Source organism: Streptomyces sp. NPDC058470, assembly GCF_042721055.1.
Taxonomy (GTDB): Bacteria; Actinomycetota; Actinomycetes; order Streptomycetales; family Streptomycetaceae; genus Streptomyces.
The window spans coordinates 24,406-40,057 of record NZ_JBHXMF010000008.1; the positions used below are offsets into that span (position 1 = coordinate 24,406).

Genomic DNA, 15,652 nt, shown 5'->3' on the forward strand with positions numbered 1-15,652 from the left:
CGCCCATGGACGTAACGCCGATACCCGGCGCCGCTCTCGGCGCCGTCGTGCACGGCGCCCATGTCACCGGCGACATGGGCAAGACCCAGTTCGAGGAGATCTGGGCGGCACTCGACGCGCATCTCGTCCTCGTCTTCCGCGGTCACCGGACCCCCTCCTACGAGGAGTTCCTGGCCTTCGGCCGCCGCTTCGGGTACATCCCGAAGACCGGTCTGACCAGCGGGGCCCATCCCGACCACAACGAGATCCTGATCGTCTCCAACCTGGTGGAGGACGGACGCAAGATCGGCGTCGGCGACGCCGGGTGGATGGGATGGCACACCGACTACTCCTTCCGCCCCCGCGTCGCCCAGGTCGGCTTCCTGGAAGCCGTGGAAGTACCGTCCTCCGGAGGCGGGGAGACCCTCTTCACCGACATGTACGCCCTGTACGAGTCGCTGTCGCCGGAGGAGCGCCGGCGTCTGCACTCCTACCGGGTCCGCCACGCCCTGCGCACCGGGTACGAGGAGACCATCGAGGAGGAGCTCCAGGGCGAGGTGTCCCTCGGCGAGAGCACCGCGCAGATCCAGCCCGAGGACGGCACCTCCACCATCCACCCCCTCATCGCCCGCAATCCGCGCACCGGCCGCCAGTCGGTCTACATCAGCAGCCTGAACACCAAGCGGATCGTGGACCTCGCCCTCGACGACAGCCGCAAGCTGCTCGACGAACTGCTGGCACACGCGGGCAAGCCCCAGTACACCTACGCCCACGCCTGGCAGCCCGGGGACATCGTCATGTGGGACCAACTCGGCACCGTCCACGCCAAGCAGGCCTTCGACCCGGCCGAACGGCGCATCATGCGCCAGGTCGTCAGCATCTTCGACGACCCGACCGATCCCTGGCGCGCGGAGGTCGCCGTATGAGCACCGCCCCCGCCAGCCTCAGCCACAGCCGGGTCGCGATCACCCCGGCGCTGCGCGCCGCCGTCGACCGGCTCGACCACCGCTCACGTCACCAGGCGGCCTACCACTTCGGCTGGATCACCGCAGGCGGCGCACCCACCAGCGCCGACGCCGGCAAGGCCGTACGGCCGGCGCTCGCGCTGCTGTCGGCCGAGGCGGTCGGCGCGCCGCCGGAGGTCGCGCTGCCCGGCGCCGTCGCCGTGGAGCTCGTGCACAACTTCTCCCTGGTGCACGACGATCTGATGGACGGCGACGAGGAACGCCGCCACCGGCGCACGGTGTGGAAGCTGTGGGGTCCCTCCAGCGCCATCCTGACCGGTGACGCGATGCTGGCGCTCGCCCAGGAGGTGCTGCTGGACACCGGGCTGCCCACGGCGGCGCCTGCCGCCCGGCTGCTGGCACGCACCACCCGGCATCTGATCCGCGGCCAGGTCCAGGACCTGTCCTTCGAACACCGCTCGCACGTCTCGGTCGAGGAGTGCGTCGACATGGCCGCCGGCAAGACCGGCGCGCTGCTGTCGGCGAGCGCCGCGATCGGCGCCGTCCTCGCCGGGGCACCGGAGGCGAAGGTGGACGCGCTGGCGCTCTACGGCGACCAGGTGGGCGTCGCCTTCCAGCTCGTCGACGACGTTCTCGGCATCTGGGGCGACCCGGCCGTCACCGGCAAGCCGGTCCACTCCGATCTGCGCTCCCGCAAGAAGTCCCTGCCGGTCAGCCACGCACTGAACCAGGACGGCTCGCTCAGCGACGAGCTCGCCGCCTGGCTCACCACCCCCGGCGAAACCGACGAGGCGGAACTGCGGCGCGTGGCCGGGCTGATCGAAGGCGCCGGCGGCCGGGACTGGGCGTTGGCCGAGGCCGCCCGGCGGATGGTGCTGGCCGAGGACGCGCTGCGCGGTGTCGAGCTGGACGCCGGCGCACGGGACGAACTCCTCGCGCTCGGGCGGTTCGTGGTCGACCGCGAGGTCTGAGATGGGGCCCACCCCATACCCGTATCCCCCCTTTCCCTCTTTGATCAGCGCAGCACTCCCCCCAGGGCACCAGCCCATGCCCGCTGCTTCTCCGCAACCCACTCCCAAGGATTTCCCCATGCCCCAAGACGTCGACTTCCACATACCCCTGCCGGGCCGACAGAGCCCGGACCACTCCCGTGCCGACGCCGAACAGCTCGTATGGCCGCGCGCGCTCGGGCTGATCAAGTCCGAGGCGGCGGCCGAGCGCCATCTGCGCGGCGGCTATGCCGACCTGGCCTCTCGGTTCTACGCCCACGCCACGGGCGCCGATCTGGACCTGGGCGTCGACCTGATGTCGTGGTTCTTCCTCTTCGACGACCTCTTCGACGGGCCGCGCGGCGAGAACCCGCAGGAGACCAAGCAGCTCACCGACGCGGTCGCGGCGGCGCTGGACGGCCCCCTCCCCGACACCGCGCCCCCCATCGCCCACGGCTTCGCCGACATCTGGCGGCGCACCAGCGAGGGCATGACACCCGCCTGGTGCGCGCGCAGCGCCCGGCACTGGCGCAGCTACTTCGACGGCTACGTCGACGAGGCGGAGAGCCGCCACTGGGACACGCCGTACAACTCCGCCGCCCAGTACCTGGCCGTGCGCCGGCAGACCATCGGGGTGCAGCCGACGGTCGACCTCGCCGAGCGCGCGGGCCGCTTCGAGGTGCCGCACCGGGTCTTCGACAGTGCCGTGCTCTCCGCGATGCTCCAGATCGCCGTCGACGTCAATCTGCTGCTCAACGACATCGCCTCGCTGGAGAAGGAAGAGGCCCGCGGCGAGCAGAACAACATGGTCATGATCCTGCGCCGGGAGCACGGCTGGTCCAAGGACCGCAGCGTCGCCCACATCCAGAGCGAGGTGCGCGTCCGCCTGGAGCAGTACCTGCTGCTGGAGTCCTGCCTGCCGCAGGTCGGCGACATCTACCGGCTCGACGAGGCCGAGCGCGAGGCCCTGGAGCGCTACCGCGACGACGCCGTGCGCACCGTGATCCGCGGTTCCTACGACTGGCACCGCTCCTCGGGCCGCTACGACGCCGAGTTCGCGCTCGCCGCCGGTGCCCAGGGCTACCTGGAGGAGCTCGGCAGCACCGCTCGCTAGCAGCATCGCCGACCAGGACCACGCACCCGCGCCAGGTCGTCGAGGTCGCCCAGCTGTCAACAGACCGGAACAGCTGTCAACAGATCAGTAATGACGGGAAGTTGAGAATCGAATGACCGAGCAGACCACCTTTTCGGCGGGAGCGGCGCCCGGGGCGCTCCCCGTCGTGGGACATGCCCTCCAGATGATGCGTCACCCCGTGAACTTCATGACCTCGCTGTCGGCCCACGGCGACCTGGTGGAGATCAAGATCGGTCCCACCAAGGCCTACGTCCCGACCCACCCCGAACTGCTGCGGCACGTCCTGACCAACGACCGCACCTTCGACAAGGGCGGCATCTTCTACGACCGCGCCCGGGACATCGCCGGCAACGGCCTGGTCACCTGCCCGTTCGCCGACCACCGCCGCCAGCGCCGGCTGATGCAGTCGGCGTTCACCCGCGGCCAGCTCAAACAGTACGCCGAGGCGATGCACGCCGAGATCGAGGACACGGCGTCACGCTGGCAGGACGGCATGGTCGTCGACGCCTTCCAGGAGATGTACGGCATGGCCCTGCGTACGGTCGGCCGCACCCTGTACTCCACACCCGTCAGCCCCGAGCTGACGGCCAAGGTGGAACGCTCCTTCGACGTCGTGCTCAACGGCCTGTTCCGGCAGATGTTCCTGCCGGCCGCGATCCGCCGGCTGCCGCTGCCCTCCCAGCGCCGGTACAAGAGCAACCTGGACTTCCTGCACGAGACCACCCAGCAGCTCATCGACGACTACCGCAGCTCCGACATCGAGCGCGACGACCTGCTCGCCGCGCTGATCGCCTCCCGCGACGACGACGGCGGCCGGCTCGGCGACAAGGAGATCCACGACCAGGTCATCACCGTCATGGCGGCCGGCACGGAGACCGTCGCCGGCACCCTCACCTGGGTCTTCTACCTCCTCTCCCAGCACCCGGAGATCGAGGCCGCGCTCTACGACGAGATCGACGCCGTCCTCGACGGCCGCGCCCCGGAGTGGGACGACCTGCCGAACCTCTCCCTGGCCGACCGGATCATCACCGAGACACTGCGCCTGCACCCGCCGGCCTGGCTGTTCACCCGCCTCACCGCCTCCCCGACCGAACTCGCGGGCCGGCAGCTGCCCACCGGTTCCACCATCGTCTTCAGCCCCGCCGCGGTCGCCCAGTACGAGGACGCCTTCGACAATCCCAAGAAGTTCGACCCCGACCGCTGGCTCCCGGACCGTATCGCCCCGGCCTCCCGCCACGCCTACGTGCCGTTCGGCACCGGCGCCCGCAAGTGCATCGGCGACCTCTACGCACGCACCGAGGCCATCCTGGGGCTCGCCACCATCCTCGGCCGCTGGCGGGTCAGCTGCGAGCCCGGCATGGACATCCGCCCGGTTCCGCTGGCCACCGTCTATCACCCTCGCCGACTGCGCCTGAGGCTGGACGCACGTACCCCGCGCCGGATGACCTCCGCCGTCCCCGTACCCGCAGGGGGTGACGTGACGTGAGCGAAAGGAACATCGTCCTGGCCCAGCCGCGCGGCTTCTGCGCGGGCGTACGGCGCGCCATCGGCATCGTCGAGCGGGCGCTGGACGTGCACGGGGCGCCGGTGTACGTGCGCAAGGAGATCGTGCACAACCACTACATCGTCTCGGAGCTGCAAAAGCGCGGCGCGGTCTTCGTCGACAACGAGGAGGAGGTCCCGCAGGGCGCGGTCTGTGTGTTCTCCGCGCACGGTGTCTCCCCCGGAGTGCGCTCCGCCGCCGCCGGCCGGCAGCTCGAAGTCATCGACGCCACCTGCCCGTTGGTCTCCAAGGTCCACCAGGAGGCGGTGCGTTTCGCCCGCGACGGGCGCACCATCCTCCTCGTCGGGCACGAGGGCCACGAGGAGGTCGAGGGCGTCCTCGGCGAGGCTCCCGACCGGATCGTCGTCATCGAGACCGAGGACGACGTACGGCGTCTCGGCCTGCCCGACGACACCCCGGTCGCCGTCCTCACCCAGACCACCCTCTCGTTCGACGAGACCCAGCGCGTCGTCGAGGCCCTGCGCGCCCGCTTCACCGACCTGATCACCCCCGGCGACGACATCTGCTACGCCAGCCAGAACCGGCAGAACGCCGTCAAGGGCCTCGCACGCGACAACGACCTGGTCCTGATCGTCGGCTCGCACAACTCCAGCAACTCGCTGCGTATGGTCGAGGTGGCCCGCGACCACGGCGCCGCGGCCCATCTGGTGCCCGACGAACAGCACCTCGAAGTGGCCTGGCTGAAGGACGTGTCCTCGGTCGGCATCAGCGCCGGGGCCAGCGCCCCGGAGATCCTCGTCGACGGGCTCGTCGCCCGGCTCGCCGAACTCGGCTTCGACCAGGTCGAGCTCCAGCAGGGCATCGCCGAGGACGTCGTGTTCTCCATGCCCGGCCGACTGGCCGACCCGGTCACCGGCCGCGTCCCGCAGACACCGCTGGCCGGCGAGGTCTCGCCGACACCTGGCGGGGTCTTGCCCGGGCCCGGCGGGGGTTCGCTGACAGGTGGCGGGGTCTCGCCCATGTCCGGGGAGGTTTCGCCCGCGCCTGGCGGGGTCTCGTCATCACTCGGAGGGGTTTCGCCTGGGGCCGGTGGGGTCTTGCCCGGGCCAGGCGGGGGTTCGCTGACAGGTGGCGGGGTCTCGTCCATGTCCGGGGAGGTTTCGCCCGCGCCTGGCGGGGTCTCGCCATCACCTGGCGGAGTCTCGCCCACGCCTGGCGGGGTGCGATGAATTCACCACCGGAGAAAGAGGGTTGCGCCATGCCACACCTGGAGGAGATCCGGGGCCCGGAGGACCTGCGCGCCCTGTCGCCGCACGCGGCCCGCGAACTGGCGCCGCAGATCCGGCGGCTGCTGGTGGACACCTGCACCGCCAACGGCGGCCACCTCGGCCCCAACCTCGGGGTCGTCGAACTGTCCATCGCCCTCCACCGCGTCTTCGACTCCCCCCGCGACAAGATCCTGTGGGACACCGGCCACCAGGCCTACGTCCACAAGATCCTCACCGGCCGTACCGAAGCCCTCGCCACGCTCCGCCGTACCGGCGGCATGTCGGGCTACCCGTGCCGCACCGAGTCCGAGCACGACGTCATCGAGAACTCCCACGCCTCGACCTCCCTGTCCTGGGCGGACGGCCTCGCCCGCGCCAACGCCCTGCTCGGACACGGCGACCGTGCCGTGGTCGCCGTGATCGGCGACGGCGCGCTCACCGGAGGCATGGCCTGGGAGGCCCTCAACAACATCGCGGCCGCCCCCGAACGCCCCGTCGTCGTGGTCCTCAACGACAACGGCCGCTCCTACGCCCCCACCGTCGGCGCCTTCGCCGGACACCTCGCCGATCTCCGCGCGGGCGACGCCGGGCAAGCCCTGTTCGAGAACCTGGGGCTCGCCTACGTCGGCCCGGTGGACGGCCATGACATCGAGGCCGTGGAGAGGGCGCTGCGCGTGGCCGTCGCTCTGCGCAAGCCCGTGGTGGTGCACTGCGTCACCGAGAAGGGCCGCGGACACCTCCCCGCCGAACAGGACGACACGGACCGTTTCCACGCCGTGCGCGCCGCCTCCGCCCAGAAACCGGGGGGCGCACCCAGCTGGACGTCCGTGTTCGGCAACGAGCTGGCCGACCTCGCCGCCGACCGGCCGGACGTGGTCGCCATCACCGCGGCCATGCTCGACCCGACCGGGCTCAGCGAGTTCGCCCGCCGCCACCCCGAGCGCGTCATCGACGTAGGCATCGCCGAACAGCATGCCGTGACCGCCGCCGCGGGGCTCGCCCTCGGCGGGGTGCACCCGGTCGTCGCGCTGTACTCCACTTTCCTCAACCGGGCCTTCGACCAGCTCCTGATGGACGTGGCCCTGCACCGCGCCCCGGTCACCTTCGCCCTGGACCGGGCCGGCGTGACCGGCGACGACGGCCCCTCGCACAACGGCATGTGGGACCTGTCGCTGCTGAACCTGGTGCCCGGACTACGACTGGCCGCCCCACGCGACGCCGCCACCCTGCGCCGCGCTCTGCGGGAGGCCGTGGCCTGCGACGACGGGCCCACCGCCCTGCGTTTCCCCAAGGGTTCCAGCGGAGCGGACATCCCGGCCGTGGACGTCTACGCCGAGCTGGACGTCCTGCACCGCGGCGAGCGTCCCGACATTCTCCTGGTCTCCGTCGGCGCCATGGCAGTCACCTGTCTCGACGTCGCCGAACGGCTGGCCGAGCGGGGCGTCGGCGTCACCGTCGTGGACCCCCGCTGGATCAAGCCGGTGCCGCCCGAGCTGACCGGGCTCGCCCTCGGTCATCTGCTGGTCGCCACGGTGGAGGACAGCGGCCGGGTCGGCGGGGTCGGGGCGTGCGTCGCCCAGACGCTGAACGACGCCAAGCCGGGGCTGCCGGTGCACGTCTTCGGTATCCCGCAGCGCTTCCTCGACCACGGCTCACGGGCCGACGTCATGGAGGCCAGCGGCCTCACCCCCCGCCACCTCACCCACGCGCTGCTGGAGGCCCTGCCCTCCGGCTGGCAGGCCCGGCAGGGAGCCACCGCCTCCCTCGCCGTCGGCTGACACCGGGCACCCCGACGGGCGGTCGGCGCCCACCCGCACGGTGACGACCCCGCCGACCGCCCGTGACCCAGCTGCCGGCGAGGCGCGCCCACTCCCGACACCGCGCCTTGTCTCCCGCACTTCCACAGCTCTCAACGGCACACAGTCATCAGCCACATCCCGGTCCGCCCGGACCGGCCGACCAACTTGGGGAACTGTCATGCCTGTCGCTCTAGGAGTGCCGACGGTGCCGCCGAGGCCGGCCCGACGACGTACCAGCCGTCAGATCCACGTAGGGACCGTACCCGTGGGCGGCGACGCCCCGGTCTCGGTCCAGTCCATGACCACGACCCGCACGTCCGACATCGGCGCGACCCTCCAGCAGATCGCCGAACTCACCGCGTCCGGCTGCCAGATCGTCCGCGTCGCCTGCCCCACCCAGGAGGACGCCGACGCCCTGTCGACGATCGCGCGCAAGTCGCAGATCCCGGTGATCGCGGACATCCACTTCCAGCCGAAGTACGTCTTCGCCGCCATCGAGGCCGGCTGCGCGGCCGTGCGCGTCAACCCGGGCAACATCAAGCAGTTCGACGACAAGGTCCGCGAGATCGCGCGGGCCGCCAAGGATCACGGCACGCCGATCCGCATCGGGGTCAACGCGGGCTCGCTCGACCGCCGGCTGCTGAAGAAGTACGGCAAGGCCACCCCGGAGGCGCTGGTCGAGAGCGCGCTGTGGGAGGCGTCGCTCTTCGAGGAGCACGACTTCCGGGACATCAAGATCTCCGTCAAGCACAACGACCCCGTCGTCATGGTCGAGGCGTACAAGCAGCTCGCGGCGGAGTGCGACTACCCACTGCACCTCGGTGTGACGGAGGCGGGTCCCGCCTTCCAGGGCACCATCAAGTCAGCTGTCGCGTTCGGCGCGCTGCTGTCCCAGGGCATCGGCGACACCATCCGTGTCTCCTTGAGCGCGCCGCCCGTCGAGGAGGTCAAGGTCGGCCTCCAGATCCTGGAGTCCCTGAACCTCAAGCAGCGCGGCCTGGAGATAGTGTCCTGCCCGTCCTGCGGACGCGCCCAGGTCGACGTGTACAAGCTGGCCGAAGAGGTCACGGCCGGACTGGAGGGCATGGATATCCCGCTGCGTGTGGCCGTCATGGGGTGCGTGGTGAACGGCCCGGGCGAGGCCAGGGAAGCGGACCTCGGTGTCGCCTCCGGCAACGGCAAGGGGCAGATCTTCGTCAAGGGCGAGGTCGTCAGGACCGTCCCCGAGTCGAAGATCGTCGAGACGCTCATCGAGGAGGCGTTCAAGCTCGCCGAGCTGATGCGGCAGACCGAAGATGACGGCGACGGCGACGACTCCTCCGCGGCCGCCCCCTCCGCCCGGCAGGAGAGCGCCAAGTGAGCACACCGGCCACCGTCAAACAGCTCGACCGGGTCGTGATCCGCTTCGCCGGTGACTCCGGCGACGGCATGCAGCTGACCGGAGACCGGTTCACGGCGGAGACGGCCGGATTCGGCAACGACCTGTCGACGCTCCCGAACTTCCCCGCCGAGATCCGCGCCCCCGCAGGCACCCTGCCCGGGGTCTCCTCGTTCCAGCTGCACTTCGCCGACCACGACATCATCACCCCCGGCGACACCCCGGACGTCCTGGTCGCGATGAACCCGGCCGCGCTCAGGGCCAACCTGGCCGATCTGCCGCGCGGCGCCGAAGTCATCGTCGACACCGACGAGTTCACCCGGCGAGCCCTCGCGAAGGTGGGCTGGAGCACCAGCCCGCTGGAAGACGCCACGCTGGAGGCGTACCGGGTCCACCCGGTGGCGCTGACCACGCTGACCGTCGAGGCACTCAAGGACTCCGGGCTCACCCGCAAGGACGCGGAGCGGGCGAAGAACATGTTCGCGCTGGGCCTGTTGTCCTGGATGTACCACCGGCCCACCGAGGGCACCGAGAAGTTCCTGCGCACCAAGTTCGCCAGGAAGCCGGAACTGGCCGAGGCCAACGTGACCGCCTTCCAGGCGGGCTGGAACTACGGCGAGACCACCGAGTCTTTCGCCGTCTCCTACGAGGTCGCCCCGGCGAAGAACGCCTTCACCCCGGGCCGCCACCGCAACATCTCCGGCAACCTGGCCCTCGCTCTGGGCCTGGTGGCCGCCGCCGAGCGCGCGCAGCTGCCGCTGTTCCTCGGCTCGTACCCGATCACCCCGGCCTCGGACATCCTGCACGAGCTGGCGCGGCACAAGAACTTCGATGTGCGCACGTTCCAGGCGGAGGACGAGATCGCCGGCATCGGCGCGGCCCTCGGCGCCGCCTTCGGCGGATCGCTGGCGGTGACGACGACGTCCGGTCCGGGCGTGGCCCTCAAGTCGGAGACCATCGGTCTCGCCGTCTCCCTCGAACTCCCCCTCCTGGTCGTCGACATCCAGCGCGGCGGCCCCTCGACCGGCCTGCCGACCAAGACCGAACAGGCGGATCTCCTCCAGGCGATGTTCGGCCGCAACGGCGAGGCCCCGGTACCGGTGATCGCCCCGCAGACCCCGGCCGACTGCTTCGACGCGGCCCTGGAGGCGGCGCGGATCGCCCTGACCTACCGCACCCCGGTGTTTCTGCTCTCCGACGGCTACCTCGCCAACGGCTCCGAGCCCTGGCACATCCCCGACGTGGCCGAACTGCCCGATCTGCGGGTGGAGTTCGCCACCGCCCCGAACCGCCCCGACGGCTCCTTCTGGCCGTACCTGCGCGACCCCGAGACCCTGGCCCGCCCCTGGGCGCTGCCGGGCACCCCGGGCCTGGAACACCGCATCGGTGGCATCGAGAAACAGGACGGCACGGGCGACATCTCCTACGACCCCGCCAACCACGACTTCATGGTCCGCACCCGCCAGGCCAAGATCGACGGCATCGCCGTACCCGACCTGGAGGTCGACGACCCGTCAGGGGACGCCGGGCTCCTGGTGCTGGGCTGGGGGTCGACGTACGGGCCGATCACCGCGGCCGTACGTGAGGTGCGGGCAGCCGGGGGCCGGGTCGCCACCGCGCATCTGCGCCACCTCAACCCCTTCCCCGCCAACCTCGGCGCGGTGCTGCGCCGTTACGACCGGGTCCTGGTCCCGGAGATGAACCTCGGCCAGCTCGCGCTGCTGCTGCGCGGGCGGTTCCTGGTGGACGTGCGCTCCCACACCCTGGTCTCCGGCATGCCGTTCAAGGCCGCGCAGCTGGCCGCCGTGATCGAGGAGACCGCAGAAAACACGGAGGCTTCCGGTGCCCACTGACCTCGCGCTCACCGCGAAAGACCTCAAGTCCGACCAGGAGGTGCGCTGGTGCCCCGGCTGCGGGGACTACGCGATCCTCGCCGCCGTCCAGGGCTTCATGCCGGAGCTGGGCATCGCGCGCGAGAACATCGTCTTCGTCTCGGGCATCGGCTGCTCCTCCCGCTTCCCCTACTACATGAACACCTACGGCATGCACTCCGTGCACGGCCGCGCCCCCGCCATCGCCACCGGCCTGGCCTGCGCCCGCCCCGACCTGTCGGTGTGGGTGGTCACCGGCGACGGCGACGCGCTGTCGATCGGCGGCAACCATCTGATCCACGCCCTGCGCCGCAACGTCAACCTCAAGATCCTGCTGTTCAACAATCAGATCTACGGGCTGACCAAGGGCCAGTACTCGCCGACCAGCGAGCAGGGCAAGGTCACCAGGTCGAGCCCGATGGGCTCCCTCGACGAGCCGTTCAACCCGCTGTCGCTGGCCATCGGCGCCGAGGCATCCTTCGTCGCCCGCACGATCGACTCCGACCGCAAGCACCTGACGGACGTCCTGCGCCAGGCCGCCGCCCACCCCGGCACGGCCCTGGTGGAGATCTACCAGAACTGCAACATCTTCAACGACGGCGCCTTCGCCGCGCTCAAGGACCCCGCCACCCGCGACGACGCCCTGCTGTGCCTGGAGCACGGCAAGCCCTACCGGCTCACCCCGGACGCCGACGAGGTCGTCCACGACGTCGCGGCCCCCGACCCCACCGCCGCCTTCGCTCTCTCCCGGCTGCGGCAGCCCACCCCCATCGGCGTTCTGCGCGACGTACGGCGCCCCGCCTACGACCGGCTGATGGACGACCAGTTGCAGCGGGCCGTCGCCGAGCGGGGCCGGGGCGACCTGACCGCGCTGCTGGCCGGCAACGACACCTGGACGGTCGGGGCCTGAGCCCCCGACGGGAACCGCACACCGACAGCGACACGAACAAAAGGAAGCAAAGGAAGCATCCGTGACCTACGTCATCGCCCAGCCCTGTGTGGACGTCAAGGACAAGGCCTGCATCGAGGAATGCCCCGTCGACTGCATCTACGAGGGCCGGCGGTCCCTGTACATCCACCCGGACGAATGCGTCGACTGCGGCGCCTGCGAACCGGTCTGCCCCGTCGAGGCGATCTTCTACGAGGACGATGTGCCTGAGGACTGGACGAACTACTACAAGGCGAACGTCGAGTTCTTCGACGACCTCGGTTCGCCCGGCGGCGCCGGCGGCCTCGGCCCGGTCGAGCGCGACCACCCGCTCGTCGCCGGACAGCCGGTCCGTACGGCATGAGCCAGGCCGGAGGGGGCCGCCGGGCGGGGTCACCGTCCGGGCGCCGGGCAAGGTCAACCTGACGCAGTCGGTAGGTCCCTGCCGCCCGGACGGCTCCCCCGAACTCACCACCGTCTTCCTTGCGGTCGTCCATGGCGAGGGAGGCGGTGACCAGGCCGGCGGGGTCGGCGACCGAGGTACCACGGCCGAGCACCGAGGCCCTGACGACATGGCCGGCACCGTGGGCAGCGAGCGCCTTCACGGCGGGGCGGGTGAAGCCGCTGAAGCCGTCGTACGGGGCCAGGGAGGCGTTCGGGGGAACGAACGGCCTCAGATCACCTTCTCGTACGCGTCGAAAGCCTTGGTGTGGTCGGCCTCCTCCGTCCGGGCGCCTCGTCACTCCTGTGGAGGGGCCACTGCGCCCGGCAACAGCCCACGACCCCCGGCCCCTCCCAGATGGGACCAGGGTTTCGGTCGGGTGAGCGGCCGTCCCTGTGGGGACTCCGGCCGCCGGTGCTGTCCTGAATGGGTCCCACATCCCTGCGCGCGGCCCTCCGCCCGCCTACGCTCACTCCGTGCTGCGTATCACCGACGTTCGAACAGGCGAGTCCACCGATGCCGTCCGCGCCCGACGGGTATTGGCCCGTGTCCAGGTGCATCTGCCGGGGACCGACACATCCGCGCTGCGGGTGCTGCTGGTCGCCGATGTGCTCGCCCGGGCCCTGGAACTCGGCGGGACACCCGCCGTCACCGCGGCCGACCCGCCCGCGGAACTCCGGGCGCGCGCCGACGCGCTCGGCATCCGCCGCGGCGAAGCGGGTACGGTCGGCGCGGGCCCGGCCCTTCATGTCCTCGCGCCGGGAGACACCGCCACGGAGGGCATCCGGGTCGAGGTCGCGCCGGTCACCGGCACGGCCGATCCGGCGCTGCTGCGCATGATCCTGCTCGCGACCCCGCGCCGGGAGCCCGTCGACCTCGCCGCCGCCGACCTCGAAGGCGCTCGCGAGACGCTCGCGCGCTGGCGGAAGGCGGTCGCCACCTGGGCGACGCGTCCGTCCAAGCCCGTCCCCGAAGCCGTACGGCAGGAACTGCGGGCCGCGTGGGAGGACGACCTCGACGTGCCCGCCGTACTCGACGTGCTACGGCGGGTGGAGAGCGCCGAGGACGTTCCGTATGGCGCCCGCTTCGAGACGTACGCTTACGCGGACCGACTTCTCGGGCTCGAACTCACCCGCGACATCGGGTCGGTGCTGTGATCGGCGGCGCCGGGACAGTCCCGCTGCGCAGACTCGTTGTCCTGCGGCACGCCAAGTCCGCCTGGCCCACGGGCGTGGCCGACCACGAACGGCCCCTCGGGCCACGCGGCCTCCGCGACGCCCCGGCCGCCGGTCGCACTCTCGCCGAGGCCGACCGCCTCCCGGACCTCGCGCTGTGCTCGACCGCCGTACGGGCCCGGCAGACCTGGGAGTTGGCCGCCGCGCAGTGGGGTCCTCCGCCTCCCGTGCGCCTGGAACGGCGGCTGTACGGCGCCGACGTACCGGAGTTGCTGGCAGCGGTGTCCGAAGTCCCGGATCAGGTACTGACGTTGCTGCTGATCGGGCACAACCCGGGCTTGGCGGAGCTGGTGCTCGACCTGGCCGGAGACAGCCTCGGCGACGCGCTGGACGACGTACGGACGAAGTTCCCGACCTCGGCCGTCGCGATCCTCGCCTGGCACGGCGTCAGCTGGAACGAACTCGCCCCCGGCACGGCGCTGTTGACGGACCTGGTCGTGCCGAGAGGCAAGAAGCACGCCTGACCCACGTGGAACCCGGGGTTCGTGCTCCGGATTCGGTAGCGTTGGTAGCTACAACCAACGGGAGGTAGTTATGACCACGCTCGCACGCATCGCCGTCATCGCGGCCGGGATCGCCATCGCGTTCGCAGGTACCGGGACCGCGCTCGCCGCGGACGGTGACACCGTGACGCCGAGTATCGTGGCCGGCGCGTACAAGTAGTCGGCCGGCGCGGTCCGCTCTCCGCGGGCGGACCGCGCCGTAGCGCGGCAGACGACGCGGTACGAGGCCGAGGCCCCCGCGAACCAGGTGCGATACGCACCCACGAGCACCGCGGCGATGCCGACGGCCCCCTTGAAGTCCTTCAAGAGCCGCGCCCGTCAGCGCACGGCTCGGGATGGCCGGGCGCGTCTGTCTCGGAGCTCTCCATGTGCACACTCCCGCCGGGGCGACCGGGTGGTGACGTCGGCGTGCCCCATGCGCGCGCGTGGGACGCATACGCTGGCGTGATGCAGGACGAGTACCGCACAGTGGCCCGCGCGGGCGTGCACGAGACCGAGGTCAACCGCTCCCGTTTCCTGTGCGCCCTCGCCCCGGCCGCCACCGAGCAAGAGGCCCGGGACTTCATCGCTCGCGTCCGCAAGGAGCACGCCGACGCCACCCACCACTGTTTCGCGTACGTCATCGGAGCCGACGCCGCCGTCCAGAAGGCGAGCGACGACGGGGAACCGGGCGGCACTGCGGGCGCCCCCATGCTCCAGATGCTGCTGCGCCGCGACATGCGATACGTCGTCGCCGTCGTCACCCGCTACTACGGCGGGGTCAAGCTCGGCGCGGGCGGACTGATCAGGGCGTACGGCGGCTCGGTGGGCGAGGCGCTGGACACCCTGGGGTCCCTCACACGCCGGAGGTTCCGGCTGGCCACGGTGACCGTCGACCACCAGCGGGCCGGCAAGGTCCAGAACGATCTGCGCTCGACCGGGCGCCAGGTGCGTGACGTTCGCTACGGCGAGGCGGTCACGATCGAGATCGGGCTGCCCGACACGGAGGTGGAGCCGTTCCGGGCGTGGCTGGCCGATGCCACCGCCGGGACTGCCGGGTTGGAACTCGGCGGCGAGGTGTACGGGGACGTGTAGGTGAGGAACCGGGGCCGATACGGGAGTAGTCGCCCGTGATGTCCGACCCCGTACCGATTCGGTGCTGACCTGGCAGCGCCTGCCGGCCCCGTGGAAACCCCTTCCGGGCTGGATCCGTGCTGGTTGTGTGGGCGGCGGACAGCCCTGCGCCGGTGGAATATTGTGCACCGGCTTCGTGAACTGGTTCTCCGTTAATTCCTCCTGATTTACCCCAGTTCATTTTCGGTCGCCCGGCCAAGCTCTCCCTCGACCTGGCCGATGGCCGCAGGGTGCCGGTCCAGGCGTTCAGCCGCCGGCCGTCTTTCGGCCGTCACCGGAAGGTGATCGCGACGCTGGGACAGGGACGCCGACACGCGGACGAGGCCACACCCGCGGACGTGCGCGAGACCGAGGCATCGGGAAGAGCTGAGTTTCTCCTGGCCGTCCCTTTCGGGATCAACCTGGTGGCGCTCCTGGTCGAGGGTGTCATCGCGCTCCTGAACTGATGCGCCGTGGCGTACGGAGAGGTCTGGCAATCTGCGGTCAGTGGTGGACCAGGGGACGGGAGGCGTTAGCGTGGTGGGTGCTGACGACGAGCCCGTG

General features: G+C 71.0%; 15 protein-coding genes and 1 pseudogene. 15 read left to right on the top strand and 1 reads right to left on the bottom strand.

Annotation, left to right across the window (positions count from 1 at the left end; translation table 11 throughout):
- Positions 1–5: 5 nt before the first annotated feature.
- The 10 genes from ptlD to fdxA all read left to right on the top strand — a co-directional run bounded on the left by ptlD (position 6) and on the right by fdxA (position 12,180).
- On the top strand, positions 6–905 hold the full coding sequence (gene ptlD, locus ACFWP7_RS07985) for a neopentalenolactone/pentalenolactone F synthase (RefSeq protein ID WP_384377790.1): 900 nt from the start codon (positions 6–8) through the stop codon (positions 903–905).
- Positions 902–1,915: a polyprenyl synthetase family protein gene (locus ACFWP7_RS07990; RefSeq protein ID WP_384377793.1), complete on the top strand. Its 1,014-nt coding sequence runs from the start codon at positions 902–904 to the stop codon at positions 1,913–1,915. Before ptlD ends, ACFWP7_RS07990 begins: the two co-directional genes overlap by 4 nt.
- A gap of 118 nt (positions 1,916–2,033) precedes the next feature.
- Complete coding sequence (gene ptlA / locus ACFWP7_RS07995) at positions 2,034–3,047, top strand: pentalenene synthase (protein ID WP_384377796.1); 1,014 nt, start codon at positions 2,034–2,036, stop codon at positions 3,045–3,047.
- Positions 3,048–3,159: 112 nt separating this feature from the next.
- A complete protein-coding gene (gene ptlI / locus ACFWP7_RS08000) occupies positions 3,160–4,554 on the top strand; it encodes a pentalenene oxygenase (RefSeq protein ID WP_384377799.1) in 1,395 nt (464 codons plus the stop codon).
- Positions 4,551–5,801 carry a 4-hydroxy-3-methylbut-2-enyl diphosphate reductase gene (gene ispH, locus ACFWP7_RS08005; protein ID WP_384377802.1) on the top strand — a complete coding sequence of 417 codons (1,251 nt, stop codon included), beginning with the start codon at positions 4,551–4,553 and terminating at the stop codon, positions 5,799–5,801. The genes ptlI and ispH overlap by 4 nt, the downstream gene beginning before the upstream one ends.
- Before the next feature lie 29 nt (positions 5,802–5,830).
- On the top strand, positions 5,831–7,618 hold the full coding sequence (locus ACFWP7_RS08010; RefSeq protein ID WP_384377805.1) for a 1-deoxy-D-xylulose-5-phosphate synthase: 1,788 nt from the start codon (positions 5,831–5,833) through the stop codon (positions 7,616–7,618).
- 199 nt (positions 7,619–7,817) lie between these two features.
- The gene (ispG, locus tag ACFWP7_RS08015) at positions 7,818–8,999 is read left to right on the top strand and encodes a flavodoxin-dependent (E)-4-hydroxy-3-methylbut-2-enyl-diphosphate synthase (protein ID WP_384377808.1); all 1,182 of its coding nucleotides are present in this window, start codon (positions 7,818–7,820) and stop codon (positions 8,997–8,999) included.
- Positions 8,996–10,870: a 2-oxoacid:acceptor oxidoreductase subunit alpha gene (locus ACFWP7_RS08020; RefSeq protein ID WP_384377811.1), complete on the top strand. Its 1,875-nt coding sequence runs from the start codon at positions 8,996–8,998 to the stop codon at positions 10,868–10,870. The genes ispG and ACFWP7_RS08020 overlap by 4 nt, the downstream gene beginning before the upstream one ends.
- Entirely contained in the window at positions 10,860–11,798 is a 939-nt protein-coding gene (locus tag ACFWP7_RS08025; protein ID WP_384377814.1) for a 2-oxoacid:ferredoxin oxidoreductase subunit beta, read from the top strand. Before ACFWP7_RS08020 ends, ACFWP7_RS08025 begins: the two co-directional genes overlap by 11 nt.
- A gap of 61 nt (positions 11,799–11,859) precedes the next feature.
- Positions 11,860–12,180: a ferredoxin gene (gene fdxA, locus ACFWP7_RS08030; protein WP_384377817.1), complete on the top strand. Its 321-nt coding sequence runs from the start codon at positions 11,860–11,862 to the stop codon at positions 12,178–12,180.
- 124 nt (positions 12,181–12,304) lie between these two features.
- Here the strand turns inward: fdxA and ACFWP7_RS08035 are convergent.
- Positions 12,305–12,481, bottom strand: a pseudogene (locus ACFWP7_RS08035) (NmrA family transcriptional regulator); the annotation flags it as partial.
- A 253-nt stretch (positions 12,482–12,734) separates the two neighbouring features.
- On the opposite strand from ACFWP7_RS08035, the gene ACFWP7_RS08040 reads away from it, so the two are divergent.
- The 5 genes from ACFWP7_RS08040 to ACFWP7_RS08060 all read left to right on the top strand — a co-directional run bounded on the left by ACFWP7_RS08040 (position 12,735) and on the right by ACFWP7_RS08060 (position 15,555).
- A complete protein-coding gene (locus tag ACFWP7_RS08040; protein WP_384377820.1) occupies positions 12,735–13,415 on the top strand; it encodes a hypothetical protein in 681 nt (226 codons plus the stop codon).
- Positions 13,412–13,957 (top strand): SixA phosphatase family protein, encoded by a 546-nt coding sequence (locus ACFWP7_RS08045; RefSeq protein ID WP_384377823.1) that lies wholly within the window; start codon positions 13,412–13,414, stop codon positions 13,955–13,957. The genes ACFWP7_RS08040 and ACFWP7_RS08045 overlap by 4 nt, the downstream gene beginning before the upstream one ends.
- 70 nt (positions 13,958–14,027) lie before the next feature.
- Positions 14,028–14,156 carry a hypothetical protein gene (locus tag ACFWP7_RS08050; protein ID WP_384377826.1) on the top strand — a complete coding sequence of 43 codons (129 nt, stop codon included), beginning with the start codon at positions 14,028–14,030 and terminating at the stop codon, positions 14,154–14,156.
- Positions 14,157–14,443: 287 nt separating this feature from the next.
- Positions 14,444–15,070, top strand: coding sequence for a YigZ family protein (locus ACFWP7_RS08055; protein WP_384377828.1), 627 nt, complete (start codon positions 14,444–14,446; stop codon positions 15,068–15,070).
- 320 nt (positions 15,071–15,390) lie between these two features.
- Positions 15,391–15,555 (top strand): hypothetical protein, encoded by a 165-nt coding sequence (locus tag ACFWP7_RS08060; RefSeq protein ID WP_384377831.1) that lies wholly within the window; start codon positions 15,391–15,393, stop codon positions 15,553–15,555.
- Positions 15,556–15,652 lie beyond the last annotated feature (97 nt).

Excerpts from the sequence above, each read along its gene's own strand:
- ptlD (WP_384377790.1), top strand. The coding sequence starts at position 6 with ATGGACGTAACGCCGATACCCGGCGCCGCTCTCGGCGCCGTCGTGCAC.
- ACFWP7_RS07990 (WP_384377793.1), top strand. The coding sequence starts at position 902 with ATGAGCACCGCCCCCGCCAGCCTCAGCCACAGCCGGGTCGCGATCACC.
- ptlA (WP_384377796.1), top strand. The coding sequence starts at position 2,034 with ATGCCCCAAGACGTCGACTTCCACATACCCCTGCCGGGCCGACAGAGC.
- ptlI (WP_384377799.1), top strand. The coding sequence starts at position 3,160 with ATGACCGAGCAGACCACCTTTTCGGCGGGAGCGGCGCCCGGGGCGCTC.
- ACFWP7_RS08010 (WP_384377805.1), top strand. The coding sequence starts at position 5,831 with ATGCCACACCTGGAGGAGATCCGGGGCCCGGAGGACCTGCGCGCCCTG.
- ispG (WP_384377808.1), top strand. The coding sequence starts at position 7,818 with ATGCCTGTCGCTCTAGGAGTGCCGACGGTGCCGCCGAGGCCGGCCCGA.
- ACFWP7_RS08050 (WP_384377826.1), top strand. The coding sequence starts at position 14,028 with ATGACCACGCTCGCACGCATCGCCGTCATCGCGGCCGGGATCGCCATC.
- ACFWP7_RS08055 (WP_384377828.1), top strand. The coding sequence starts at position 14,444 with ATGCAGGACGAGTACCGCACAGTGGCCCGCGCGGGCGTGCACGAGACC.